Origin of the sequence: Paenibacillus catalpae, assembly GCF_900112695.1 — a bacterium.
In the GTDB taxonomy this organism is placed as follows: Bacteria; Bacillota; Bacilli; order Paenibacillales; family Paenibacillaceae; genus Pristimantibacillus; species Pristimantibacillus catalpae.
Genome location: NZ_FOMT01000005.1, coordinates 611,727 through 634,511 on the forward strand (window position 1 = coordinate 611,727; position 22,785 = coordinate 634,511).

22 protein-coding genes are annotated in these 22,785 nt (G+C 50.5%); 20 read left to right on the forward strand and 2 right to left on the reverse strand.

Features of this window, described 5'->3' with window-relative positions; all coding sequences use genetic code 11:
• Positions 1 to 12 precede the first annotated feature (12 nt).
• The 14 genes from BM200_RS24200 to BM200_RS24265 all read left to right on the forward strand — a co-directional run bounded on the left by BM200_RS24200 (position 13) and on the right by BM200_RS24265 (position 14,706).
• Complete coding sequence (locus BM200_RS24200) at positions 13 to 1,329, forward strand: ribonuclease H-like domain-containing protein (RefSeq protein ID WP_091189211.1); 1,317 nt, start codon at positions 13 to 15, stop codon at positions 1,327 to 1,329.
• Positions 1,326 to 2,138: a TIGR01457 family HAD-type hydrolase gene (locus BM200_RS24205; RefSeq protein WP_091189212.1), complete on the forward strand. Its 813-nt coding sequence runs from the start codon at positions 1,326 to 1,328 to the stop codon at positions 2,136 to 2,138. Before BM200_RS24200 ends, BM200_RS24205 begins: the two co-directional genes overlap by 4 nt.
• Positions 2,139 to 2,177: 39 nt before the next feature.
• Complete coding sequence (mutM, locus tag BM200_RS24210; RefSeq protein ID WP_091189213.1) at positions 2,178 to 2,993, forward strand: DNA-formamidopyrimidine glycosylase; 816 nt, start codon at positions 2,178 to 2,180, stop codon at positions 2,991 to 2,993.
• A gap of 5 nt (positions 2,994 to 2,998) precedes the next feature.
• Positions 2,999 to 3,832: a deoxyribonuclease IV gene (locus tag BM200_RS24215; protein WP_091189214.1), complete on the forward strand. Its 834-nt coding sequence runs from the start codon at positions 2,999 to 3,001 to the stop codon at positions 3,830 to 3,832.
• Entirely contained in the window at positions 3,829 to 4,167 is a 339-nt protein-coding gene (locus BM200_RS24220) for a cyclic-phosphate processing receiver domain-containing protein (RefSeq protein ID WP_425434614.1), read from the forward strand. The genes BM200_RS24215 and BM200_RS24220 overlap by 4 nt, the downstream gene beginning before the upstream one ends.
• Positions 4,168 to 4,207: 40 nt before the next feature.
• Entirely contained in the window at positions 4,208 to 5,227 is a 1,020-nt protein-coding gene (locus BM200_RS24225) for an SAM-dependent methyltransferase (protein WP_091189216.1), read from the forward strand.
• A 147-nt stretch (positions 5,228 to 5,374) separates the two neighbouring features.
• On the forward strand, positions 5,375 to 6,982 hold the full coding sequence (locus BM200_RS24230) for a serine/threonine protein kinase (RefSeq protein WP_175532994.1): 1,608 nt from the start codon (positions 5,375 to 5,377) through the stop codon (positions 6,980 to 6,982).
• A gap of 81 nt (positions 6,983 to 7,063) precedes the next feature.
• Positions 7,064 to 7,762: a response regulator transcription factor gene (locus tag BM200_RS24235; RefSeq protein WP_091189218.1), complete on the forward strand. Its 699-nt coding sequence runs from the start codon at positions 7,064 to 7,066 to the stop codon at positions 7,760 to 7,762.
• Positions 7,759 to 9,114 (forward strand): HAMP domain-containing sensor histidine kinase, encoded by a 1,356-nt coding sequence (locus BM200_RS24240; protein ID WP_091189219.1) that lies wholly within the window; start codon positions 7,759 to 7,761, stop codon positions 9,112 to 9,114. Before BM200_RS24235 ends, BM200_RS24240 begins: the two co-directional genes overlap by 4 nt.
• A 22-nt stretch (positions 9,115 to 9,136) precedes the next feature.
• On the forward strand, positions 9,137 to 9,997 hold the full coding sequence (locus BM200_RS24245; protein WP_091189220.1) for a carbon-nitrogen hydrolase family protein: 861 nt from the start codon (positions 9,137 to 9,139) through the stop codon (positions 9,995 to 9,997).
• 1 nt (position 9,998) lies between these two features.
• Entirely contained in the window at positions 9,999 to 10,658 is a 660-nt protein-coding gene (locus tag BM200_RS24250; protein WP_091189221.1) for a GNAT family N-acetyltransferase, read from the forward strand.
• 220 nt (positions 10,659 to 10,878) lie between these two features.
• Entirely contained in the window at positions 10,879 to 11,550 is a 672-nt protein-coding gene (locus tag BM200_RS24255) for a GNAT family N-acetyltransferase (protein WP_091189222.1), read from the forward strand.
• Positions 11,547 to 12,329, forward strand: coding sequence for an MBL fold metallo-hydrolase (locus BM200_RS24260; RefSeq protein WP_091189223.1), 783 nt, complete (start codon positions 11,547 to 11,549; stop codon positions 12,327 to 12,329). The genes BM200_RS24255 and BM200_RS24260 overlap by 4 nt, the downstream gene beginning before the upstream one ends.
• Positions 12,330 to 12,756: 427 nt before the next feature.
• Entirely contained in the window at positions 12,757 to 14,706 is a 1,950-nt protein-coding gene (locus tag BM200_RS24265) for an endonuclease MutS2 (RefSeq protein ID WP_091189224.1), read from the forward strand.
• A 13-nt stretch (positions 14,707 to 14,719) separates the two neighbouring features.
• Here the strand turns inward: BM200_RS24265 and BM200_RS24270 are convergent, their stop codons facing one another.
• Positions 14,720 to 15,361 carry a thiamine diphosphokinase gene (locus BM200_RS24270; protein WP_091189225.1) on the reverse strand — a complete coding sequence of 214 codons (642 nt, stop codon included), beginning with the start codon at positions 15,359 to 15,361 and terminating at the stop codon, positions 14,720 to 14,722.
• A 214-nt stretch (positions 15,362 to 15,575) separates the two neighbouring features.
• On the opposite strand from BM200_RS24270, the gene BM200_RS24275 reads away from it, so the two are divergent.
• Positions 15,576 to 16,199, forward strand: a complete 624-nt coding sequence (locus BM200_RS24275) for a trimeric intracellular cation channel family protein (RefSeq protein ID WP_091189309.1) — start codon at positions 15,576 to 15,578, stop codon at positions 16,197 to 16,199.
• Positions 16,196 to 16,669, forward strand: a complete 474-nt coding sequence (locus tag BM200_RS24280) for a low molecular weight protein-tyrosine-phosphatase (RefSeq protein ID WP_091189226.1) — start codon at positions 16,196 to 16,198, stop codon at positions 16,667 to 16,669. Before BM200_RS24275 ends, BM200_RS24280 begins: the two co-directional genes overlap by 4 nt.
• Before the next feature lie 61 nt (positions 16,670 to 16,730).
• Here the strand turns inward: BM200_RS24280 and BM200_RS24285 are convergent, their stop codons facing one another.
• Positions 16,731 to 17,468, reverse strand: coding sequence for an alpha/beta hydrolase (locus tag BM200_RS24285; protein WP_091189227.1), 738 nt, complete (start codon positions 17,466 to 17,468; stop codon positions 16,731 to 16,733).
• A gap of 292 nt (positions 17,469 to 17,760) precedes the next feature.
• Here BM200_RS24285 and pdhA point away from each other — a divergent pair, with 292 nt between their 5' ends.
• The 4 genes from pdhA (at position 17,761) to lpdA (ending at position 22,723) form a co-directional block, all read left to right on the forward strand.
• Positions 17,761 to 18,840, forward strand: a complete 1,080-nt coding sequence (gene pdhA, locus BM200_RS24290; RefSeq protein ID WP_091189228.1) for a pyruvate dehydrogenase (acetyl-transferring) E1 component subunit alpha — start codon at positions 17,761 to 17,763, stop codon at positions 18,838 to 18,840.
• Positions 18,841 to 18,898: 58 nt separating this feature from the next.
• A complete protein-coding gene (locus BM200_RS24295) occupies positions 18,899 to 19,876 on the forward strand; it encodes an alpha-ketoacid dehydrogenase subunit beta (RefSeq protein ID WP_091189229.1) in 978 nt (325 codons plus the stop codon).
• Between the two features lie 133 nt (positions 19,877 to 20,009).
• Complete coding sequence (locus BM200_RS24300) at positions 20,010 to 21,302, forward strand: dihydrolipoamide acetyltransferase family protein (RefSeq protein ID WP_091189230.1); 1,293 nt, start codon at positions 20,010 to 20,012, stop codon at positions 21,300 to 21,302.
• A gap of 5 nt (positions 21,303 to 21,307) precedes the next feature.
• A complete protein-coding gene (lpdA, locus tag BM200_RS24305; protein ID WP_091189231.1) occupies positions 21,308 to 22,723 on the forward strand; it encodes a dihydrolipoyl dehydrogenase in 1,416 nt (471 codons plus the stop codon).
• Positions 22,724 to 22,785: the final 62 nt, after the last annotated feature.

A 22,785-nucleotide genomic window follows, 5' to 3' on the forward strand; every position in this document is an offset into this window, starting at 1 on the left:
GGAGGGATAACAATGAGCAGTCTGCGTGATAAGATGAACCGTCTTCGCGGAACCGGCAGCTCTGCTACTGTTCCTCCCGCGGAAGAGACGGGGGCCGTTCATCAAACGGTCGAACCGCAGCCTGAGCCTGCGGATACCGATCATCTGGAGACTTTGTCGGAGGAATGGTCGTCGATGGGCGTAAAGCTGCTTCACAATGAGGCGGGCAGCTTCCTGATCCGGCGGAAGAGTTATTCCGCGCTTCACAAGCACGGCATTCATTGTCTGGGGGAGCTTCCTGCCGCAGCTTGCGGATTGTCTGCGTTCCATGAAGCACCGGTTGCTCCGGAAGAGCTGATGTATTTGGACCTTGAGACAACAGGACTTGGCGTCGGGACAGGCAATGTACCGTTTATGGTGGGCCTTGCCTATTGGATAGGCGAGGAGCTGATTGTGGAGCAGGCGGTTATCCGCCATCCGGCTGAGGAGCGGGCTATGCTGTACTATTTGAACAGTAAATTGGGAAGCTACCGCTACCTCGTCAGCTATAACGGCAAATCCTTTGACTGGCCGGTTATGCAGACCCGATTCATTATGAACGGGTACAACCGGAAGCTGTGGGAGCCTCTCCATCTGGATTTCCTTCATCCTTCACGAAGCATTTGGAAAAATACACTCGCATCGCTGAGGCTAAGCCATGTTGAGGAAGAGCGGCTCGGCATTGAACGAATTGACGATGTGCCAGGATCGCTGGCTCCGCAGCTGTACTTTCAGTTTCTGGCTGACGGCAATCCCGAACCGCTGAGAGGCGTATATCAGCATAATGAGATCGATATGCTGTCTCTTGTGTGCCTGTCCATTCGGTTCGGACATCTGCTTAACGGGGCTATGGAAGGGTGTTACCAGCTGCCAATGCCTGAAGAATCGGAGGAGCTTATCCGTACTGGATTATGGCTGGAGAAGATGGGGCATGGCGACCGTGCGGAGCTGATGTTTCAAGCAGCCCTTGCGGCCGAGCGTACGGCATCTTCAACTCTGAACATGCTGGCTGCCAGAGACAAGAAAGCTGGAAATTGGCAGCGAGCTGTGTTATTGTGGCAGAAGGCTGTAATGCAGTCCGTCCAGCCCGGATCGGCTGGCATGAATGCCAGCGTAGAGCTGGCGATGTATTATGAACATAAGCTGAAGGATTATGACTCAGCTCTATCATATGTGTCAGAAGCATTGGAACAGGCGCTCAGCCATCCTCTCGGCAGGAGGGACGCGAAGCGCCGCGACGAAATCGAAGGCCTTCGCAAGCGGAAGGAGCGGCTTCTGCGCAAGACGACGGGAAGGAAGCTTGCTGAATGAACGAACAACTAGCACCCATGAGAGGCATGCTCCTGGATCTGGATGGCACCTTATATCATGGTACCCAGCGAATTGACGGAGCGGATCTGCTTATCCGGCAGCTTCGGGAGTGGAAGCTGCCTTATCGTTTCGTTACGAATAATTCGACCGTATCCCCTGAAACTGTTGCCGAGCGGCTTCGGAATATGGGGATTGATGCAGATCCTTGCGATGTATGCACCTCTGCGCAGGCTGCGGCACAATATATAGCAAATAAGAAGCCCGGTGCATCCGTTCTCGTCGTTGGCGAGAGCGGGCTAATGGAAGCCGTTGAAGCAGCGGGCCTACAGCTTACGGATGAGCAGCCGGAGTTTGTCCTGCAGGGTCTGGATCGGCAATTATCGTATGAACGCTTGACTCAAGCGGTACGTTCGATACATCAGGGAGCCGAATTTGTATTAACCAATCCGGATTTACTGCTGCCTGGCGAAGGAGGTTTGTTCCCCGGTGCCGGGTCGATTGGCGCTATGCTGACAGCGGCTGGGGGCAAGGAGCCCACACTGATCGGCAAGCCGTCCAAGATCCTGATGGATTACTCGCTTCGCCAAATTGGCCTGTCAGCCGGGGAGACCTGGGTCGTCGGCGACAATATGGCGACGGATATCGCTGCCGGGCATGCCTCAGGCTGCGGAACATTGCTTGTGTTAACAGGCTTAACGACAAGTGATAACTATGAGTACTATGCACAGCGCGCAGGCTGCAGGCCTGATGTCATTTGTGACGATTTACATAAGCTGCTCTCGTATATTTCGTCCACAATCGGGATATAAGAGAAAGCAATAGAGCGGACAGGAAGGAAGCGAGCTTTAATGCCGGAATTGCCGGAAATGGAAAATTACCGATTACGATTATCGGAGCTTATTATCGGCTCGCCGATTACGGGCACGGAAGTGACACGGGACAAATCTATTAATATTAGTGCCGAACAATTTGAAGCCGAGCTGGTCGGCCGGACCATATGGTTCGTGGAACGCAGAGGCAAACATCTGTTATTTCATCTCGATAACGGTAAACGCCTTGTGCTTCATTTGATGCTGGGAGGCACGATATTCTACGGAACGGATGAAGAACGTCCTGACCGCACGGTCCAAGTGACGATTCGGTTTGCAACGGGCAATTTATATTTTATCGGGCTGAGGCTTGGTTATTTGCATTTCATGTCGGTGAAGGAAGCGGATGCGAAGCTGTCTGAGCTTGGGCCGGATCCTTTCGATAAAAGACTAACGCTTGAGCATTTTAAAGCACGCTTTGCCAAGAAGAGAGGAGCTCTTAAAACGGCTCTTGTTGACCAGCATGTATTGTCGGGTATCGGGAATTGCTATGCGGACGAGATTGCTTTCGCAGCCAAGATTCGTCCGGATGCAAAAATTCCTTCCTTGACAAGCGAAACATGGGAACGACTCTATGAATCGATGCATAGTGTGTTAAAGGAAGCGATTTCAAAGGGCGGCTACATGGAGCTGCCATTAACAGCAGGGGATACGTTGACCGGCGGGTATAACGATCACTGTCAGGTATACGACCGTGGAGGCGAGCCTTGCTTCGTCTGCGGCACCTTAATCGAGCAATTTGAGATTTCGTCGCGCAAAGCTTTCGTTTGCCCGACATGCCAGAAGGAACAGTAATAGCGATGTATGTCGGCCGTCATCTCAGTATAAAAGAAGGCTACTCCGCCGCTGCCAAAGCCGCCTATTCAGGCGGCATTAGTGCTTTTCAGTATTTTCCGAAAAACCCCCGCAGTCTTGGTCTTAAATCCTTTGACCGGAAAGATGCCGAGCGATGCGCGGAGCTATGCAGGCAGTACGATATTCAGACCATTGCCCATTCCCCTTATCCGACGAATTTGGCTTCGGAACGTGAGGATGTTCGCCAGCGTACAGTGGAATCGCTGCTGAATGATCTGGATATTGCAAACAGCTGCGGATCAATAGGCGTAGTCGTTCATTTTGGCGTATATAAGGGGAAAGAGCCGCTGACCGGTTATCAATCGATTATCCAGTCGATAAATGACGTGACGAGCCGATGGAACGGGAATGCCAAGCTGCTTATTGAGATTCAATCGGGCGAGCATACGTTTATGGGTACAACCATTGAAGAGCTGGCCCAAATCCGGGGGTTATGTGCAGAGCCGCCCAAGCTGATGTTTTGTCTGGACACCTGCCATATGTTCGCGAGCGGTTTGTGGCATGGGGAGACCGATGCGGAGTGGCTGAAAAAAGCAGCCTCGTTAGGTGTACTGGAGCAAGTAGCGGCCGTTCACTTTAACGATTCGATGTTTGCGGCAGGCGCACGCCGGGACCGGCATGCGGCACTGGGGAAAGGACACATCGGTGAAGCGGGATTAAAGTGGCTGATGTCCGTACCTGAGCTTGGCAAGGTTCCTTTCATACTGGAAACGCCTTCAGACGAGGACGGCACTTATGAAAGACAATTGAATCTGATGCGCGAATGGGGGACACTATGATGATTCATGTGTATTTGGATGATTACCGCCCATGTCCAAAAGGCTTCGTGCTTGCCCGAAATGCAGCGGAATGCAAGCTGCTTATAGATTCAGAGCCCATAGATATCTTATCGCTTGATTACGACTTGGGCTGGAATGAGCCAACGGGCTATGAGGTTGTCCGCTATTTGGTGGAATCTGCCCGCTATCCGAAAAAAGTGTATTTGCATACCTCCAGCACGGCGGGGAGAATGCAGATGTATCATATGTTGTCGAGCCATGCGCCGCTGGACATGAAGATTATGAACGGACCTATGCCGGATTCGCTGCTTGATGAGATCGCAGCCGGCGGCTGACAGATAGATTTTTGTTTGGTGCAATAACGGAGGTGTTGGAGTGAGCCGATGGATTGGTACGGCTAATCAGGGGTATTCCCCTTATGCAATTGAAGAGCTTCGGCGGCTGTTAGACGGCGTGAAAGTGACGCAGCTTGCCGCCGGAGAAACTTTTTTATTTGACAGCGAGCGGCAGGCAGAAGAAGTAGCCGCGGCTGTTGCAGCGGACAAGCCGATCTTCCTGCGGCATTTGCAGCCAGTCGACCGTACGGTTGAGATCAAGGGCAACGCCGATGATCTGCAGGAGCTGTCGGAGACGGTAAGACGTTCCCGACTGCTGTTTGAGGACAAGCAAGTGGCGATTCACGTCAGGCGTGTGAGTAAAACGGCATTTCCTTATTCGGCTTCGGATACAAAAGCCGTGCTGGATGCGGTATTGGAGGAGCTGGATGCTGAGCCGGTTGTCCAACAGCCGGATATTATCATTGCTATCTATGCTGCGGCAAGCGAGCTGTATATCGGATTTGGCAACCCGGAGGACATGCTGTCGGACTGGCCGGGCGGAGCGGTCCGATTCCAGCGGGAGGAAGGCCAAATTTCCCGTGCCAAATTCAAGCTTCTTGAGGCCGAGCGGGAGTTTGCACTCGATTATTCCAAGTTCCGCAATGCGATGGATATCGGGGCAGCGCCTGGCGGTTGGACATCCCTGCTGCTGGAAAGAGGACTTCGCGTTACAGCGATTGATCCCGGGGATTTGCATCCATCACTAGCCGGACATCCTGCTCTGACGTACTTGAAACGGAACGCATCGGAAGTAAAGTTCAAGCCAGGTGCCTTTGACCTGCTTGTATGCGATATGAGCTGGAGTCCCATGCAGATGTGCAGGCTGGTGCTGGATCTGGAAGAGGCGCTTGCGCCGCATGCGACAGCTATCATTACAATAAAACTCATGCACAAGAAGCCTCTGCAGACCATCCGCGAAGTGAAGGAACGCTTCTCCACCGCGTTTATCATCAAACGGGCGAAGCAGCTATTCCATAACCGCGAAGAAATTACGCTTTACCTGGAAAAGAAACAGTAGGTACTTAGCTTGCGCCTATGCTGCGAAAAGGATAAATAACAGAGCAACGCCGGGAAAGCATCCCGGTTTGATCAGAAGTCCACATGGATTTCTGCTTCAAACCGGGATTTTTTGTTGCCGTGATAAATGAACAGGGAGGCTGACGGAATGAAGCATGAAGGGAAGCTGTTTAGTCTGGATTCAGGTATGGTGATCGGAGAGAGGTACACCATTGTAGGAAAGCTTGGAAGCGGAGGAATGGGTGATGTGTACGCAGCTGAAGACCGAAAGCTTCAGGGAAAGCTCCGCGCCATTAAAGTGACTGATTCGGAGCAGGCTTTGGATGAAGCCAGAATGCTGATGCGCCTCAGCCATCCGAACCTGCCTCATATTATGGACAGCTTTGCGTTAACCGATCATGGCGCCGAAGCGATCGTCATGGATTATATTCATGGTCTGACGTTAGGCGAGTGGTTTAACCGGCAAGAGAGAAAGTTTGCCTTCCGCGAAGTGCTGCGGTTTGCTATTCCGGTTTGCTCGGCGCTCGTCTACTTGCACAGCCAGTCCCCGCCCATCATTCATCGGGACCTCAAACCCTCCAATATTATGATTGAAAATAACGGACATGTCCGCCTGATCGACTTCGGTATTGCAAAATCAAAGACCGTTATGCAGACGCAGACGACGATGAAGCTGGGCACGCCAGGATTTGCCGCGCCGGAGCAGCATCTCGGACGAAGCGAAGTCCGGACAGACGTTTACGGTTTTGGAGCGCTCCTCTATTACTTGCTAAGTGAAGGGAGCTATCTGAATCACGCGGAAATCATGAATCGGAGCAGCTTTACCAGACAGCTTCAAGCGGATGTACCCGGTCGTTTTGCAGATATGCTGTGGAGAATGGTTCAGCCAAAGGTTGAGGATCGTTATAGCACAATGGCCCAGGTAGAAAAGGAGCTGCAGGTTTTTGCAGGCTTTCAGCCGGACAAAAACACATTTATGACCTCTTCAGCAACATCCAGGCTATCTTACGGGGGCGGCAGGGAAAAGGTACGTACCGTTAAGATTTCCGTTGTGCCAGTCTCCCCTGGCGCGGGAGCAACGTTTGTTGCAATAACGCTCGCCAAGATGCTGGCAGCCCGGGGATTGCCATGCGCGGCGGCGGAATTTCCGTCCGAACGGCCTGAATGGTCGGCGTTGTTACGAAGTAATATGAGTGGACGAGATCAACTGGAAGACAGGTATTATAGCTGGAATGAGCAAGGGGTATGGTGGCATGCCCAGCAGCATCCGGTTACACAAGACCAGCGAGATGAATTGGACAAGCTGCGGCTTCGTCTCAAAGCAAAACAACCGGCTGCTGCAATTACGGATGTATCGGGAGGGTCGATGCTCCATCGTCAGGACTGGCTGCTTCAATCGGATCTCGTAATTGCGGTAGCGGATCCTTATCCCTCCAGATGGAGAGCGGATCAGCTTCTGGAGCTGGGTCAAATGAGCAGAAAGCTTGCAGCAAATGGCGCCTCGCTGTTATGGGTGGTCAATAAGGATGTGAAATTCCATGGCCGGAGCGAATGGATCAGCATGCTGCCTGAGCCTCCCATTGCCGCTATTCCGCTGCTGCCGGTATCCGATTGGCTGGATACCCTTTGGAAGGGAAAGTGGCCAACGGACGTGAGAAGTTTAGGCAAACCGCTTGAGAAGGCTTTTATGCCGTTAAACGAATATATACTGAAGGCTGCACGAAGGAATGAGGATCATTCCAGCTTTAGGCGCTGACCTTGCTTGCAATTGAAATAAACCTTCTTTATGATGAATACGAGTCCATAAGCAAAATTGGAAGCAGGTGAACATCCTAATATGAATGAACGAGTATTGGTAGTAGAAGACGAGGCGGGCATTTCCCGCATTTTACAGCTCGAATTAGAGCATGAGGGATATACGGTCGGTACAGCAGCCGACGGACGCACTGGATATGAGATGGCATCAACAGGCGAGTGGGAGCTGGTTCTGCTAGATGTGATGCTCCCCGAATTAAACGGGATTGAGGTGCTCCGCCGTTTGAGGCAGGCAGGTAATCCGGTTCCTGTTATTTTGCTCACGGCAAGAGATACCGTTCCGGATAAGGTCAGCGGCTTTGAGCATGGAGCGAATGACTATATTACAAAGCCGTTTGCGATGGAGGAGCTGCTTGCGCGTGTCCGCAACATTTTGCGCATATTCCAGCAGTATCCGAAGGAATCCGAAGGCTCTGATCTGATTAAGGTCGGGGATTTGACGATCGAGCTGCGTACACGCAAGGTGTACCGCAAGGACATCGTCATCGAGCTGACGCCGCGCGAATTCGAATTACTCGTTTATCTGGTCGAGAACAAGAACGAGGAGAAGTCGCGGGAAGATATTTTGTCTGAAGTTTGGGGGTATGATTTTATCGGGGAAACAAACCTGGTAGACGTCTATATCCGATATTTGCGTCAAAAGCTGGACAAGGGCTACCGTCACAAGCTGATTCATACCGTAAGGGGCGTCGGCTATATGATTAAGGAGCCTGACGCATGACGCTTCGCAAACGATTCACGCTTTTTACGATTTTCTGGCTGATTTTCATTCTTATTCTGTTTAATATCTTTGTTTATTTCTACGTCATCAAGATTACGACGGAAAGCGAAGAGCGCGTGATCGGGAATAAAGTGAATCTCATGCTGGAAAATCCGTTAATACAGGACGGTAAAGGGATCTATGATCCCGATCTGCTAAGCGAATATTACAACGTGAATGAAATGATACGTATTATTAGGCCGGATAACAAAATCGTCAATATTACCGGTTCGGATCCCATATTATTGAATCTGCCCGCAGCCTTTCAGGGTCATCACGATACCGGGATGATCAAAAAAGGCAACGAGCGTATTATGTATATGCGCGTGCCGATCTACGACGGGCCTAATGTTGTGGCTATGCTTGAAATTAACCGTGTTCTCAATGAGCTGGATGATTATCTGCAAATTCTGGTCGCAGCTCTATCGGTGACGAGCGCAGGTGCTATTCTGTTTGCGATCTTCGGAACATACTGGTTCACCTCGCGTCTCACTTCGCCTATGCAGCAAATGATTAATACGATGCGTGAGATCGACAGAAGCGGGAAGCTGCGCAAGATCGAAACTTCAAGTCATGAGGAATCGGCAGAGCTGCAGCAGCTTGTTCGCGCTTTTAACCAAATGATCGACCGGCTTGACCGGACCTTCGCCAGACAAAAGCAGTTTGTTGCCGACGCTTCCCATGAGCTGAAGACCCCACTAACCGTGATCAGCAGCTATGCAAACATGCTGAAGCGGTGGGGACGCGATGATGCCAACATCCGGGATGAGGCGATTGAAGCCATTGATAAAGAAGCGAACCGGTTGCAGAACCTGACGAAATCCATGCTGATGCTGGCGGAAGCTGAGCAGGAGGATTGGCTGAATCAGGAGATGTTTGATGTGGTGTTGGTTGTAGAAGAGCTGGCATTAATGCTCCAGACTACCTTCCAGCGTCCAATCCGCGTGAAAGCTTTATCGCGTTCGGTCCGGCTGTATGGGGATAAGGACAAGATCCGGCAGCTTCTGGTCATCCTGCTGGATAACGCAATTAAATACAGTAAAGATCCGATTGATGTCTCTGTCAGCTTGACGAGAAATATCGTGAAGATCGAAGTGAAGGATAAAGGAATCGGCATTCCGGAAAACGAGATTCCGCATATGTTCGAGCGCTTCTACCGCGTTGACGGGGCAAGAAGCCGTGCAACCGGCGGGGTAGGTCTTGGCCTGTCGATTGCAAAGCGTATCGTCGATCTGCATGAAGGCAAGATTGATGTATTCAGCCTGCCAGATCTCGGGACGACAATTTCGATTCAATTCAAGCAAAGAAAGTAAGGGAGCAAAGGGGAGAGGTCTGTTGAAATACCGGGTTGCCTCTGTGCAATATAAACTGGAAGATATCCAGACGTTTGATGATTTTGCAGCACAAGTGACGCATTATGTCCGTAATGCCTCCGAATACGGGACGCAGTTTATTTTGTTCCCGGAGTTTCTGACAACGCAGCTGTTATCGATTGGCGACGATACGGGCGCAGCTTTGCCGATTGACCGTTTGCCTGAGTTTACGGAGCAGTATGAGGGCTTATTCCGTTCACTTGCAGCCGAGTACGGTGTATATATTGTAGGCGGCACGCATGTTGTTGATGCAGGAGGCGGCAAGCGCCAGAACACGGCTCATCTGTTCCATCCGGACGGAAAGATTGACCGTCAAGCCAAAATCCATCTGACGACAACCGAGGTAAGCGAATGGAACATGTCTCCCGGAGACGGCCTTCAGGTCTTCGAAACAGCGTTTGGCACCATTGCCATGCTTACCTGCTATGATATCGAGTTTCCGGAGATCGTCCGGATGGCGCGTGCCAAGGGAGCGGATGTTATTTTCTGTCCGTCCTGCACGGATGACCGTCACGGCTTCTATCGGGTGCGGTACTGCTGCCATGCCAGAGCAGTAGAAAACCAGGTATACATTGTAACTACCGGTACGGTAGGGGCATTACGCAAAGTTGACTTTATGCGTGCGAATTACGGTCAGGCAGCCGTTATTACACCTAATGATATTCCGTTTCCGCCTGCGGGGATTCTGAGCGAGGGTATCATTAATGATGATATGCTGATCGTTGCGGATCTCGATCTTAAGCTGCTGGACGATGTCCGTGCCGCCGGTTCGGTAACGACCTGGAGGGACCGTCGGACAGATCTCTACACGGATTGGGCCTAACATGCGAAAGCAATTGTACGTCATTCATGACGGTATACCAACAGAAGCAATTATCCGTTCCTATACTTCGCAAGACTTTAAGGGATTGATTGCCGTACAGAGTGAATGCTTCCCGCCTCCATATCCGGAAGAGCTGTGGTGGAATGAGGAACAGTTAACCGAGCATATTACCCGTTTCCCTGAAGGAGCGCTATGTTGTGAGATTGGCGGCAGAGTGATTGGCTCCATGACAGGTCTAATCGTGGATATGACGCAAGAACACGAGGCTCATAGCTGGGAGCAGATCACAGACAGCGGCTATATCCGGAATCACAATCCGAACGGTGATACCTTATACGTTGCGGATATTTGCGTCATCCCGGAATACCGGAAGGCAGGCATCGGCAAATGGCTGCTTCAGTCCATGTACGAGACTGTCGTACATCTTGGCCTAAAGCGTCTGCTTGGCGCCGGAAGAATGCCGGGCTACCACCGCTGCGCGGCAGAAGAAACGCCGGAGCAGTACTTCGACAAAGTGATTAAAGGAATCTATAAAGATCCCGTCATTACGTTTCTTCTCCGCTGCGGCCGAACGCCTGTCGGTATTGCAGCAGACTATCTGGACGATGAAGAATCCTGCAATTACGCTGCTTTGATGGAATGGCGCAATCCGTTCCTTTAGGTTTAGGTTAATGCTATTAATCTTTCGACTTCGAAATTTGTAGCCCGTGCGGGCACGGAGAGGAAGCTTGGAGCTTTCGGAGCGGGAGCGTCCGCCTTTGTTTTTGAAAGTCTACCGCAGCCAACTTTAATTGGATGACATTCAAAAACAACACTGGCCGAAAGCCCAAGCATCCTCATAGTGCCAGCCCCACGGCTATCCAGAGAGAGAGGAAATAATCATGCAATACCACCGAATTACTTCCATCAACGATCCTTACTTCGCCTCCCTTCACGCGCTGCTCAAACGGATTTTCCCGCCTGAAGAAGTATTGGCTTATGAGCTTTGGAAAGAGCCTCTTGAAGATCCTGGCATCCATGTTTATGTCGCAATAGACAACGGAGAGGTTGTAGGTTCGACCGAGTACCGCTACTATCCGGAGCTGCGTGTAGCGATGACCGATTTTACGATCATCGGAGTGGCGAACAAGGGAATCGGACGCTTCCTGATGCGGAGCCGCGAGAAGGACTTGGCCAGACTGGCCCGTGAATCCGGTACAGCACCAATCGGCATGTTTGCCGAGATTTACAACCCGTACGAAAGCGGAGAGCATGAGTTTGGCGGAGTGACGCCCATGAATCCATTTATCCGTCGTGAAGTACTGTCGCATATCGGCTACAAAATGATTAACTTCCCGTATGTTCATCCTTCATGGGAGCATACAGGTGAAGCTGTAGAAGGGCTTAATCTTTGCTTCCTGCCGGTTGATGAAGAGCTGTCTTTTATTCCGGCTTCCCTTGTTGTTCAGTTCCTTGAAGGCTATTATTCTGCACTTCCGAATAAACCGCAGCAGTGGCTGGATATGGTGGAAGGATTGCGCGGACGGGACCAAATCGAGCTGCTGCCGATATGATGACCATTACATTCCGCGGAACAGGGGATGCGATGGGCGTGCCGCGAGTCTATTGCGACTGCGAGATATGCAGCGAATCGCGTGCGGGTGGTGTTAACCGTCGTTACCGCTCCCTTGTTCAGCTTGAAGCAGCAGATTTTGGTACGATGATGATCGACTGCGGGCCGGACTGGGGAAAGCAGATGGAAGCTGCAGGTTTGCGGTTTGTGAACCGTATTCTTGTAACGCACGCTCACTTCGACCATATTGGCGGTTTGCCCGAATGGGCAGATGCCTGCCGCTGGTTGGGCGTGAAGGGTGAAGCGTATGCACCTGCTGAAGTACTAACGGAAATTACTCAACGTTTTCCGTGGCTGGGAAGGAACATTACGTTTATCCCGATCGATCAGCCTAGTTACTTCGGAAGCTGGGATGTGTCCGCCTGGAAAGTGAACCATGGCAAGAACGGTTACGCGTATGCTTTTCGGTTTGACCAGCGGGAGTCAGGCGTATCATGGGCATATTGTTCCGACTCCATCGGTCTTACCGAAGAGCAGCAGAAGCCTCTTTATGGACTTGAACTACTTGTCCTCGGCACAAGCTTTTACAAGGAAAACTTCCCTTACGAGACGCGGTCTGTGTATGATGTGACGGAGGCGCTTGAACGGCTTCCCGTGTGGAAGCCGAAGCGTACGCTGTTTACTCATCTGTCGCATGATATTGATTTAAGAAAAACCTATTCGATTCCTGCCCATGCTGCATTTGCGTCTACCGGTTTGGAAGTTTCTGTAGGTGAATAGATTGACAAAAGGTAATCCGTTAGCGTACATTGTGTGTATAGCTAACGGATTTAGCTATTTAATAGCATTTTGCTTTATTCCGGAAGGGGAAATTTTAATGTTTGCTGGTGTTCTTAACTCCTAATTGGATAGATCGGACTTGTTAGATAAGCTTGAACGGCTTGCGTGTGCAAATTTGCATCAGTACGCATGCTTCTATTGCGACGTCTTCTGACAAGGACCGGTGCCATGAGTTAAGAACATGAGGATTTCCGCCTGAATGCTATTCGGCAGCGGCCAATCACCGTGCTCTTGCAGCACGGTTTTTTTACGTGCTGATGAGCATATAACGGGATTGGTGTATGCCGGACCGTCAACAGGAATGGAACGCTTCTGCGTTCTGTTCCTGTTTTTTTATACCCAAAAACAGATAAAGGAGCATCTAAACATGAACGAAGCGGTATTTCAAAGACTGGAATATGACAAATTGAAAAATAAAATGATCGACTACACGGTATCCCCTGCAGGCCGTATGCTTGCTGAACGCCACGTGCCCAGCATAAACCGTAATCAAATCAGAGCATGGCTGAATGAGACGGAAGAGGCTTCGGCCTTGCTGGCGACAGGCGCAAGCGTTCCATTGTCAGCCATGGAGGGGATCGATACATTCCTGGCTTTGCTGGGCAAAGGCCGCATCTATACGGAAACGGAGCTTGATCAGCTGTTAGCCTGGCTTGTATCCATTTCCCAGATGAAGCGTTACATGGACAACAAGCGAATGATTGCACCTACGATAGCTGCCTATTCAGATTCCATGAATGATTGCCCAACTCTCCGGCAAGAGCTGGACCGCTGTATCCGTTATGGCCGTCTTACGGATCAAGCCAGCCCCGATCTTGGAACGATCAGGCGCCATCTGATTGTTGTTGAGGATAAAATTCACAAGAAGCTGGAAGCTTCGCTTTCCAAATATAAATCAGCGCTGCAGGATCCGATCATAAGCAAGCGCAGGGGACGTTCCGTTATTTCGGTCAAACGGGAGCACCGGAAGCTGGTTCCCGGTACCGTATGGGATGAATCGGCAAGCGGTCAAACCTTGTTTGTCGAGCCGATTGATGTAGCGGAGCTGCAGCAGGAATGGCAGGAGTGGTCGGCCGAAGAAGAGCGGGAGAGAACGATTATTTTATCCAGATTGTCGGATCAAGCAGAGCAATACAAGCTGGAGCTGCTTCAGAACCGGGAAGCGATGGCATCATTTGATTTCATGCTGGCCAGAGGCAAGCTGTCGCTCTCCTATAACGGTCAGCCTGTAACCCTATGCGATGAGCCTATGATCAAGCTCGTCGAAGCCCGCCATCCTCTGCTTGGCCATCAAGCAGAACCGATCCATGTGGAGCTTGGCAAGCGATGGAAGCAGCTTATTATTACGGGTCCCAACACTGGAGGCAAAACCGTAGCGTTGAAGACTATAGGAGTACTTGCGCTGCTTGTTCAATCCGGCTTGCTTGTGCCGGCATCGCCGGAGAGCCGGTTTGGCGTCTTCCGACATATTATGGCGGATGTAGGTGACGGGCAAAGTTTGGAGCAGTCGCTTAGTACGTTCTCCTCGCATATTGCCGTTTTGAAGGAAATGCTGCATGCCGCGGATGACCACACCATTATTCTGCTGGATGAACTGGCAGCAGGGACCGATCCGGGCGAAGGGATTGCCTTGTCCATTGCGGTGCTGGAGGAATTGCTGAAGCGCAAAGCATTAACCGCGGCGACAACACATTTTAACGAGATTAAGAAGTTTGCTTCCAGAACTGCCGGCTGCATGAATGCGAGAATGGCCTTTGATGCCGAGACTCTTCGTCCGCTGTACCGTTTGGAGATCGGGGAAGCGGGTGAAAGCCACGCCTTTGCTATAGCGAGACGTTACGGGCTGCCGGAGCATGTGATGCTGCGGGCTGAGAAGCTAGCCGAAGGCAGGGTGGAGATCCGGCTGGACGAATCAGCTGGGGAAGAAATAATAACAAACCTGGAAAGCAAAGATCGGTTGGAACAAGAAGAAGCTAAACAGCCTGTCACGCCGACTAATCCAAAGGAGAAATCCCCGGCGCTAGAATATAACAAGGGAGATGCGGTATGGATTTATCCGCTGAAGCGTGCAGGGATTGTTTTTCAGCCGGCTGATGAGCGGGGAGAAGTGATCGTACAGGTACAGGGGAAAAAGATGGCGTTCAACCGAAAGCGGATCAAACCCTATATCAGCAAGGAAAAGCTGTACCCGGGCACGGATTACGATATGGATATTGTGTTCGACTCGAAGGAGAACCGGAAGAAGCGGAAGCTGATGAACCGCAAATATGTAGAGGGCTTAACGATAGAGACGAAGCCGGATGTAATCGGGGAATAAATGCTTCGCCCCGTTAATCTTTACTCTGGATAACAAGAAGTGTACCGGTGCGGACGGTTAGAGTACCGACAGGGTCTGCAAGAATGTTGCTTATTCCAAGGGATTGACCGATCCGCAGCGTTGCTTCATGAAGCGGGTATGCAAAGCCGTGCAGGGTAATTCCGGTTACCTCCTCGGACAGGGGCAGAAGCGAAACATGGCTGTATTCGCCTTGATGCAGCTGGACCGATCCTTCCTGCGCAAGTGAAATGGTATTATTCGCATCCGTTATAGAAGCCGGGATGCCTTGCTCCAGTGCCAGCTTCAGCAGATGGACATTCGCGAGCGAATGGTCAAAGCGGCTTCCCAATGCACCAAGCATTCTAATCTCGGACGGCGATTGGTCCAGCGCATATCGGAAGGCCAGCTCGGTGTCTGTATAGTCCTTGTCTATCGGATCGTATGTGATTGTCTCCCTGCTGATGGAACGGATAAGCTCCAGTTGCTCCGGGGTTACGGAATCGAAGTCGCCAAGCGCGAGATCCGGCGTGAATCCGTTCTGTACGAGGAACAATGCACCGCGGTCTGCGCCAATTAACAGATCTCCGGGGCTGATATAGGTACGTACCCAATCGCCTAATCGACCGCCTGTACAGATAATAATCCGGTTGTTCATGTTCACATTTCCTTTCGTCTTATATAGTGCTGAAGCCAGTATAATGCGAATGCCGGGTATAAAACTAGATTTTTGTGAAAAAAGAACGAAGAAGGGTAAAAGAAGCAATTGTCAAACCGGATATCCGCGGCTAAAATGATGAAGGACATACCCGACAGGAGTGGCGGAACGTACGCAAATGGACGGTCATCATGGAAGCGGAGGAGTAGGGAGCTTGGACATCTTTGGCGTTTTCAGTATTATCGGCACGGTTGCTTTTGCAGTCAGCGGCGCGATCGTAGCCATGGAGGAAGAATACGACATTCTTGGCGTATTCGTGCTTGGCCTTGTGACCGCGTTTGGAGGCGGGGTCATACGTAATTTGCTGATCGGCCGGCCGGTTACGACATTATGGAATCAGGGAAGCTTGCTGGAAATAGCTGTTATCGCCATGACGATAGCATTCCTGCTGCCTGTATCCTGGATTAACAAATGGAAAAAAAGCGAATCATTCTTTGATGCGATCGGGTTGTCAGCCTTCGCTATTCAAGGTGCTTTATATGCTACCGAGATGAATCACCCGATCAGCGCTGTACTTGTAGCCGCCATGCTTACCGGGATTGGCGGCGGCATCATCCGCGATGTGCTGGCGGGACGGAAGCCGCTTGTGCTTAAGGATGAGATCTATGCGGTGTGGGCGATGCTCGCAGGCCTGGCTGTAGGTGAAGGCTGGTTCCATACAACGCTGGAGCTTTTGGTTCTGTTCGTTATTGTTATCGTGTTCCGCATGCTGTCGGTTTACTACAAATGGAGACTGCCTCGCCGGTCGCTTAAACAGAAGGAGGGTGGCATCATATGAATAAAGCACGTGTTCTGTTTGTTTGCCTCGGCAACATTTGCAGATCGCCTATGGCGGAGGCTGTATTCCGCAATCTGGTGGAGAAAAGAAAGCTGTCGGACGTGATCGAGATTGATTCTGCCGGGACAGGGGATTGGCACATCGGGAAACAGCCTCATGAAGGAACCCGCAAGCAGCTCGATCTTCATGGCATCTCGTATGCCGGAATGAAGGCAAGACAATTTACAGCTAACGATCAGGAATTTGATTATATCGTTTGCATGGATACGAAGAATGAAGCAGATGTCCGCCGCATTATTGGGGATGCTTCCCATTCAGCGAAAGTATTTAAATTTATGGACATGCTGCCGCATCTGACTGAAGATGATGTGCCGGATCCGTATTACACAGGCAATTTCGATTATGTGTATGAGCTGGTTACAGAAGGCTGCGAGAGACTGCTTGACCAGATTGTTAATGATCTAAAATAAGTAAAAAAGCCTTCCTTGTCCGTAGACAAACAGGAAGGCTTTTTTATATTTCATGTATCGGTTATTCCATTTCAATAAAATGCATCAAGCCTTCGGGCAGCTCCAGCTGCCAGAAGCCCCATTGATGGCCGCCGTCTTTCTCGGCATAGGTCACCTTTGCGCCTCTGGCTTCCAAGATAGAGCGGGCCGTCCGGTTAATGTCGAGGAAATCGAACACGCCGTGGCCGGTATCATAAGCCGTCTCCTGGAAACCGGCAATCATATAGATTTCCAGCCAAGATAGGTCCTTTTGTGCTTCCATTATCTCGCGCGAACGGTCATAATAAGCACCGGATAACGACAAAATGCGCGTAAACAGTTCAGGATAGTTGAGAGCCAGGTGGAAGGAGATGGTGCCGCCCAGGGAGTCACCAGCCAGCAGGCGATGCTCCGGAGACGTACGGACCGGATATTTGCCTTCAATAAAAGGAATTAGCTCTTGTCCAAAGAAGCGTACATAAGCCTCGTGGCGGTCGCCGTCAGGTGAATATTCAGCTGATCGATGCGTTTTATCGACTTCTACGCCAACTATAATAAAAGGTTCAACGCCTTCATCTAGAATCAGTCGGTTCGCCGTTGTTGCAATTCGTCCAAAGTTGAAAAAGTCTTCGCCGTCCTGACAGTATACAACCGGATAGCTCAGTACTTCGTTATAACCGGGCGGCAAGTAAACGCGCAGGCTGCGTTCGCCTTCAGCCAAATAACTGCTTTTTACAATTTCTTTCACAACGGTTCGTTTTAAATATCGTTCATCAGTCATATGTGGATCCTCCTGAATGGAATGGTTAGCATGTGGGTAAACAATAGTAAGGTAATGTGAATCTGCCCGTTCCAAGTCTGCGACTGGATTTGACCCCTGAGTGTATTATGCTGTTATACAGAAAAAACAAATCTGTTACACATACAATTCATCAGTAAAACAGTCCAGATTAGCGAAAAAACAACGGTTTTTTTGTTTTTTTCTTTGACCACATTCGGTAAACAGGTGTATTATGATTCTATAACAGAGAGCTCCGATTTTCAAATATTAATGATCGAGGTGAGCGTTCAAAATGAGCAAAGTGCTTAACAAACTGCCATATGAAGTTCAAACGGAACCTGTAAAACCATTATCCGTGTTGTCGCTCGACGGCGACGTGGTTAATCCGGAATATATGCCGGATCTGACTGACGACCAATTGAAAGAATTAATGTACCGCATGGTATTTACGCGCACATGGGATGAGCGTGCCGTAAACCTTGGCCGCCAAGGCCGTCTTGGCTTCTACGCTCCGGTATCCGGACAAGAAGCATCGATGATCGGCAGCGAATATGCGATTAATAAAGATGATTTCATCTGCCCAGGCTATCGCGATATCCCGCAGCTTGTATGGCATGGTTTGCCTATGTACCAAGCTTTCCTATATTCCCGCGGCCATCAACATGGCGGACAAATTCCGGCTGATGTACATGTGCTTATGCCGCAAATCATCATCGGCGCACAAGTGCTTCATGCAGCCGGCGTTGCAATGGCATTCAAGAAACGCGGCGAGAAACGTGTAGCGATCACTTTTACAGGTGATGGCGGTTCCTCCGAAGGCGACTTCTACGAATCTATGAACTTTGCTGGAGTATTCAAGCTCCCAGTTATTTATGTTGTACAAAACAACCGTTATGCCATCACAACTCCATATGAGAAGCAAACAGCTGCTATGTCGGTTGCTCATAAAGCGGTTGCAGCCGGTATCAAAGGCGTGCAAATTGACGGCATGGACGTTCTTGCCGTTATCAAAGCGGTATCTGAAGCAGCTGAACGCGGCCGCAACGGTGAAGGAGCAACTCTGATCGAGATGTTGACTTACCGTTTCCGTCCGCACTCGCTGTCTGACGATGCAACGAAATACCGTACGAAAGATGAAGAAGCGGAATGGGGCCTCAAGGATCCTCTTATTCGTTTCGGCAAGTTCCTGGAGAAGAAAGGCCTCTGGACGGAAGAAGATACAAACCGCGTGAAAGAGGAAGCGAAAGCGGCTGTTAACGAGAACATCAAGAAAGCGGAAGCGACTGAGAAAATGACAGTTGGCGGCTTGATTGATTCCATGTTCGAAACAACGCCTCAGCACCTGGAAGAGCAAAAGGCTGATTTTCAATAAAACCCTTGCCTGACGATGGGATTTTGCACGAGCAAAAATGAAGGAGGATCTGACGATCATGGCTCAAATGAATATGTTGGAAGCAATCCGCGACGCTATGCGTGTGGAGCTTAAACGTGATGAGAACGTACTTATCTTCGGTGAGGACGTTGGTAAAGTCGGCGGTGTATTCCGCGTAACAGAAGGTTTACAAGAAGAATTCGGCGAGGAACGCGTATTCGATACGCCTCTTGCCGAGTCCGCAATCGGCGGTCTGGCGGTTGGCATGGGTATTCAAGGCTTCCGCCCGGTTGCCGAAATCCAGTTCGTCGGCTTCATCTATGAAGCAATGGACCAAATGTTCATTCAAGCGGCGCGTATGCGTTACCGTTCCGGCGGCCGTTACAATTCGCCAATCGTATTCCGTACGCCATTTGGCGGCGGCGTTAAGGCAGCGGAACTTCACACGGATTCCCTGGAAGGCCTTGCTGTTCAAACTCCGGGTATCAAGGTAGTTATTCCATCCAACCCTTACGACGCAAAAGGTCTGATGATCGCCGCAATCCGCGATAACGACCCAGTATTCTTCATGGAGCACCTGAACTTGTACCGTGCATTCCGTGCAGAAGTGCCTGAAGGCGAGTACACGGTTGAGATCGGAAAAGCAAACGTGGTTCGCGAAGGTACGGACGTAACCATCATTGCTTACGGCATGATGGTTCACACAGCTGTGAAAGCGGCGGACGAGCTTGAGAAAAACGGCATTAAAGCGGAAGTTATCGACCTGCGCTCCCTCGTGCCGCTCGATATCGACACCATCGTTGCTTCTATTAAAAAAACAAACCGCGCAATCGTTGTTCAAGAAGCGCAAAAAACTTCTGGCGTAGCCGCAGAAGTTATTGCTCAAATCAACGAAAAAGCGATCCTGCACCTGGAGGCGCCAGTGCTTCGCGTTGCCGGTCCGGATACGGTATATCCGTTCGCGCAAATCGAAGATACTTGGCTTCCAACACCAGCTCGTATCGTAGATGCGGTTAATAAAGTACTGAACTTTTAATGTTATTCATCCTTAGGATGATGGATATAAATTGCCCGCTTAAATAGCGGGCAAAGCCGTCATTTGGGCGGCAAATATGAAGTGATTGCTTACGAGGTAAGAATTATCACATTCTTTTAAGGAGGATACTACAGTGGCGAAATTTGAATACAAATTTCCGGAGCTTGGCGAAGGCTTGCACGAAGGCGAAATCGTTAAAGTGCATATTAAAGTCGGCGACAAAGTAACGGATGACGATATCATCATGGAAGTACAGAACGATAAGGCAGTTGTAGAAGTGCCTTGTCCGGTTAACGGTACAGTTTTGGAAGTTCGTATGAAAGACGGTCAAGTGTGCCATGTTGGCGAAGTTGTGGCTATTATTGATGCAGAAGGCGATATTCCTGAGCAAGATACTCCTGCAGCAGCAGAAACGCCAGCACCAGCGGCTCCTGCGGCATCGGCTGCTCCGGCAGCAGCTCCTTCTGCACCAGCAGAAGCACCAAAAGCAACTGGCGGCCAAGTATTGGCTACACCTAGCGTTCGTAAATTCGCACGTGAGCAAGGCGTTGACCTGACGACGGTTAACGGCACGGGCAAAAACGGCCGGATCACTCGTGAAGACGTAACGAACGGCGGCGGTGCAGCGCCAGCGGCAGCAGAAGCGCCAGCAACGGAAGCGGCAGCTCCTGCAGCAGCAGAAGCACCAGCGGCTAAACCAGCAGCAGCGGCAGCTGACGCATACCGTCCGGAAGAGCGCGTGCCGTTCAAAGGTATCCGTAAAGCAATCGCTAACGCGATGGTTAAATCGGTATACACTGCTCCTCACGTTACAATTATGGACGAAGTGGACGTTACTGAACTGGTTGCTCTACGTGCGAAATACAAACCATATGCAGAGAAAAAAGGTTCCAAGCTGACTTACCTGCCATTCATCGTGAAGGCACTCGTTGCAGCTTGCCGTCAATTCCCGATTATGAACTCTACTCTGGATGAAGCCAGCCAAGAGATCGTCTACAAAAAGTACTACAACATCGGTATCGCGACAGATACAGACAACGGCCTGATCGTTCCTGTTATCGAAGACGCTGACCGTAAAAATATTTTCATGGTTGCTGACAAAATCCGTGACCTGGCTGCGAAAGGCCGTGAAGGCAAACTTACTGCCGCCGAGCTTAAAGGCAGCACAATTTCAATCTCGAACATCGGTTCCGCTGGCGGTATGTTCTTTACTCCGGTAATCAACTTCCCTGAAGTTGCGATCCTGGGTACTGGCCGTATCTCTGAGAAACCGGTTGTTCGCAACGGCGAAATCGTGGCAGCACCTGTAATGGCACTGTCGCTGAGCTTCGACCACCGTCTCATCGACGGCGCGACCGCTCAAAACTTTATGAACTACATTAAACAACTTCTGGGTCAACCAGAACTATTCATCATGGAGGTGTAACTACAATGGTAGTAGGAGATCCGTCTTTAGATATTGATACTCTAGTCATCGGTGCAGGTCCCGGCGGTTACGTTGCCGCGATCCGCGCAGCACAATTGGGTCAAAACGTACTTGTTGTCGAGAAAGAAAATGTGGGCGGCGTTTGCTTGAACGTTGGCTGTATTCCTTCCAAAGCGCTTATCTCGGCATCGCATCAATACGAATCCATCAGCCATGCATCGGCGTTCGGCATTACTGCCGGCGACGTGAAAGTGGAATGGAACAAAGTACAAGAATTCAAGAACGGTATCGTTAAAAAACTGACCGGCGGTGTTGCATCGCTTCTGAAAGCGAACAAAGTACAATACTTCAACGGCGAAGTCATGTTCATTAACGAAAACGAAGCACGTGTCTTCAACGATCAAGAAGCACCGCGCTACCGTTTCAAAAACTGCATTATCGCTACAGGTTCCCGTCCGATCGAGCTGAAGGCATTCCCGTTCAGCGGCCGTATCGTATCGTCGACCGGCGCATTGTCCCTGCCTGAAATTCCGAAGAGCATCATCGTTATCGGCGGCGGCTACATCGGTATCGAGCTTGGTCAAATGTACTCCAAATTCGGCACTAAAGTAACAATCATCGAAGGCGGCGACGCTATTCTGCCAGGCTTCGATAAAGATATGGGTTCTATCGTTGCTAAGAAACTTAAAGGAACAAACGTTGACATCGTTACCGGCGCAATGGCTCAAGGCGCTGAACAAACGGATAAAGACGTGACGCTGACTTACAAAGTAGGCGACAAAGAAGAAAAAGTAACAGCAGACTACCTGCTTGTTACCGTTGGACGTCGTCCTAACACTGACGGAGACCTTGGTCTTGAACTGGCTAACGTTAAAGTTGGCGAGCGCGGTCTGGTTGAAGTTGACGCACAATGCCGTACAAGCAACCCGCATATCTATGCAATCGGCGACATCATCGCAGGTCCAGCACTTGCGCACAAAGCTATGTATGAAGGACGTATTGCTGCAGAAGCAATCTCTGGTCTGCCAAGCGTGATCGATTACAAATGCGTGCCTGCCGTATGCTTCTCCGATCCGGAATGTGCCGCGGTTGGTCTTTCCGAGAAAGAAGCAAAAGACAAAGGCTACAAAACAAAAGTGGGCAAATTCCCGTTCGCAATCAACGGCCGCGCAATGTCGCTTAACGCGACTGAAGGCTTCGTGAAGCTCGTTTCCGATGCTGACACCGGTCTTGTTCTGGGTGCACAAATCATCGGTCTGGAAGCTTCCAACATGATTGCAGAGCTTGCTCTGGCAATCGAGATGGGTGCTACTCTCGAAGATATCGCACTGACGATCCATGCGCATCCTACACTGGGTGAGATCGTTCTTGACGCAGCAGAAGTAGCGCTTGGACATCCGATCCACACGGTAGCAAAATAATTACCCCGCTAAATGATTTTTAGTGAAAGAGGTCCCGCAGCTTGAACAGCATGCGGGCCTCT

Coding starts and splice junctions, on each gene's coding strand:
- BM200_RS24280 (WP_091189226.1), top strand. CDS start 16,196: ATGAATAAAGCACGTGTTCTGTTTGTTTGCCTCGGCAACATTTGCAGA.
- BM200_RS24230 (WP_175532994.1), top strand. CDS start 5,375: ATGAAGCATGAAGGGAAGCTGTTTAGTCTGGATTCAGGTATGGTGATC.
- BM200_RS24260 (WP_091189223.1), top strand. CDS start 11,547: ATGATGACCATTACATTCCGCGGAACAGGGGATGCGATGGGCGTGCCG.
- pdhA (WP_091189228.1), top strand. CDS start 17,761: ATGAGCAAAGTGCTTAACAAACTGCCATATGAAGTTCAAACGGAACCT.
- BM200_RS24200 (WP_091189211.1), top strand. CDS start 13: ATGAGCAGTCTGCGTGATAAGATGAACCGTCTTCGCGGAACCGGCAGC.
- BM200_RS24235 (WP_091189218.1), top strand. CDS start 7,064: ATGAATGAACGAGTATTGGTAGTAGAAGACGAGGCGGGCATTTCCCGC.
- BM200_RS24295 (WP_091189229.1), top strand. CDS start 18,899: ATGGCTCAAATGAATATGTTGGAAGCAATCCGCGACGCTATGCGTGTG.
- BM200_RS24255 (WP_091189222.1), top strand. CDS start 10,879: ATGCAATACCACCGAATTACTTCCATCAACGATCCTTACTTCGCCTCC.
- BM200_RS24250 (WP_091189221.1), top strand. CDS start 9,999: ATGCGAAAGCAATTGTACGTCATTCATGACGGTATACCAACAGAAGCA.
- BM200_RS24270 (WP_091189225.1), bottom strand. CDS start 15,361: ATGAACAACCGGATTATTATCTGTACAGGCGGTCGATTAGGCGATTGG.
- lpdA (WP_091189231.1), top strand. CDS start 21,308: ATGGTAGTAGGAGATCCGTCTTTAGATATTGATACTCTAGTCATCGGT.
- BM200_RS24220 (WP_425434614.1), top strand. CDS start 3,829: ATGATGATTCATGTGTATTTGGATGATTACCGCCCATGTCCAAAAGGC.
- BM200_RS24215 (WP_091189214.1), top strand. CDS start 2,999: ATGTATGTCGGCCGTCATCTCAGTATAAAAGAAGGCTACTCCGCCGCT.
- BM200_RS24265 (WP_091189224.1), top strand. CDS start 12,757: ATGAACGAAGCGGTATTTCAAAGACTGGAATATGACAAATTGAAAAAT.
- mutM (WP_091189213.1), top strand. CDS start 2,178: ATGCCGGAATTGCCGGAAATGGAAAATTACCGATTACGATTATCGGAG.
- BM200_RS24240 (WP_091189219.1), top strand. CDS start 7,759: ATGACGCTTCGCAAACGATTCACGCTTTTTACGATTTTCTGGCTGATT.
- BM200_RS24285 (WP_091189227.1), bottom strand. CDS start 17,468: ATGACTGATGAACGATATTTAAAACGAACCGTTGTGAAAGAAATTGTA.
- BM200_RS24205 (WP_091189212.1), top strand. CDS start 1,326: ATGAACGAACAACTAGCACCCATGAGAGGCATGCTCCTGGATCTGGAT.